At 73.3% G+C, this 1916-nt stretch carries 4 protein-coding genes and 1 pseudogene; 2 read left to right on the top strand and 3 right to left on the bottom strand.

Annotated features, from left to right (window positions below; all coding sequences use genetic code 11):
* Positions 1–354 (top strand): annotated as a pseudogene (locus tag G3I65_RS50585) (hypothetical protein); the annotation flags it as partial.
* Here the strand turns inward: G3I65_RS50585 and G3I65_RS50580 are convergent.
* Complete coding sequence (locus tag G3I65_RS50580; protein WP_239071946.1) at positions 305–730, bottom strand: DUF4383 domain-containing protein; 426 nt, start codon at positions 728–730, stop codon at positions 305–307. The pseudogene G3I65_RS50585 and the gene G3I65_RS50580 sit on opposite strands and share 50 nt — an antisense overlap.
* A gap of 77 nt (positions 731–807) precedes the next feature.
* Here G3I65_RS50580 and G3I65_RS50575 point away from each other — a divergent pair, with 77 nt between their 5' ends.
* Positions 808–1269, top strand: coding sequence for an SRPBCC family protein (locus tag G3I65_RS50575; protein ID WP_160703007.1), 462 nt, complete (start codon positions 808–810; stop codon positions 1267–1269).
* 10 nt (positions 1270–1279) lie between these two features.
* Here G3I65_RS50575 and G3I65_RS50570 read toward each other — a convergent pair whose 3' ends face one another.
* Positions 1280–1612, bottom strand: a complete 333-nt coding sequence (locus G3I65_RS50570; RefSeq protein WP_225440375.1) for a transcriptional regulator — start codon at positions 1610–1612, stop codon at positions 1280–1282.
* The coding region (locus G3I65_RS50565) for a hypothetical protein (RefSeq protein ID WP_163046901.1) at positions 1609–1916 on the bottom strand (308 nt) is incomplete at its 5' end. The genes G3I65_RS50570 and G3I65_RS50565, both read right to left, overlap by 4 nt.

Raw genomic sequence — 1916 nt, 5'->3', positions numbered from 1 at the left:
AACGCCGTCGGCGGGCTGCTGGTCTCGCCGATCTCCTGGACGCACCACTGGGTGTGGGCGGTGGTCGTGCTGCTCGGCTGGGCGGAGCTGGCCCGCCGGACCCGGCGCCGCGGGTTCGCGCTGCTGACGGGTGTCGGCGTGGTGCTGTTCGTCGCCGGTCCGCAGTGGTGGTGGCCGCGCGGCGGGGAGGTCGAACGGCACTGGAACTTCGCGCAGCAGCTCACCGGCAACGGCTATGTCCTCTTCGGACTCGCGGTCTTGGTCACGGCGGTGCTGACCCGCTTTTCCCGGCCGGACGACGACTTCAGCGGCGTGGTCCCGGCCCGTGCCGCAGCCAGCCCGCTCCGAGGATGAGCATGGCCGTCCCGAGGCCCAGCGCCAGGCAGACCCCGGCGTTGTTCATCGGCAGCACCTCGGAGACCGCGTCCGGCAGCGGGAGCAGCCCGGCCAGGCCGGCGACCGTGTAGACCGCGCCGGCGGCGACCAGGAACCGGGCGGCCAGCCGCGGGGAGCGCGTGCAGAACACCGCGGCGGCGCCGGTCAGCAAGTGCGTGAGCGCCCACGGCCCGGAGACGGCGAAGACCCCGAACAGCTCGTGCGGCCCGTCGCCGTCCGCGACGCCCGACATCAGCTCCAGCGCGGCGAGCACGAGGAACAGCAAGCCGATCAGCATGCCCATGCCCTGCACGGGGGCGGGGCCGCGCCGGGTCCCGGGTTCGGTGGCCGTCATGTCTTCCGGATTCCCCGCACGGGCCCTTTTAATGCACGCCTTCCGGGGTAACCGGGGTGCCGACGAAAGGTGGAGCCATGACCGAGTACCGCCACACCGCGACCGCCGACATCCCCGCCGACGAGCTGTTCGCGTTCCTGAGCCACCCGGAGAACCTGCCCCGGTACTTCCCGGAGATGAAAGTGGCGGAGCCGCGGGGCGGCGACAGCGTGCACGTGGAGGCCGAAGTGCGCGGCGAACGCGTCGCGAGCGAGGCCTGGCTGCACACCGACGCCGGCACCCGCTCCCTGACGTGGGGCGCGGAGGGCCCCGACGACTACCACGGCGAACTGCGCATCTCCGAAGACGGCCCGGCGTCCTCGGAGATCACCGTGACGCTGCACAGCGTCCGCGAGGCCGACGGCGGCGAAGTCCAGCGGGGCCTCGAGGAGACGGTCGCCGCGATGACCCACGCGGCGACCTCCGACGCCGACGTCGAGGCCGCCGAAGGCCAGGGCGGCTGGACGAACTACGACGGCACGAGGGACTCGTCCGGCTGAGGCGGCCGGATCAGGTGGTCCGCGGCCGCGCCGGGACCGCGCGCTCGACCGCCGACACCAAGGCCCGCAACGCCGCCACCTCCGCGGCGAGCGCCTTGCGGCCCGCCGGGCTGATGGTGATCCACGTGCGGGGCCGCTTGCCCTCGTAGCCCTTCTCGACGTCGATCAACCCGGCCTCCTCGAGGATCGTGACGTGCCGGGACAGGTTCCCCGCCGTCATGTCCAGCGTCCGGCGCAGGTACCCGAAATCCACCTTCCCGGCCTCGGCGGCGATGGTGAGGATGCCGAGCCGGTGCCGCTGGTGGACGGTCTCGTCCAGGCCCGCCGCGGGGTGCTCGCTCACGCCCGTCCCCGCCGTTCGTGCCAGGCCGCGAAGGCGCCGCCCGCGAGCAGGACCAGCCCCGGGGGCACCGTGTTCGTGAACGCCATCGTCGTGTCTCCGGAGTAGCGCGGGAACAGCCCGAGGTGGAAGAACACGTGCTGCAGGTTGTACAGGTTGACCAGCAGCGCCGACGCGGCGAAGAGGCCGCTGACGACGCCGAGCACCCGGCTGCGCTCCAGCCAGGCGAGCCCGAGCAGGCCGAGCGCGATCGTGAGCAGCGGCGCGTAGGGCCGGGCGGGGGCGAGCGCGAGGTCGAGCATCGCCA

It is taken from the genome of Amycolatopsis sp. SID8362, from assembly GCF_010550475.1.
GTDB lineage: Bacteria > Actinomycetota > Actinomycetes > Mycobacteriales > Pseudonocardiaceae > Amycolatopsis > Amycolatopsis eburnea.
This window is presented reverse-complemented; position numbering and strand designations above follow the sequence as displayed.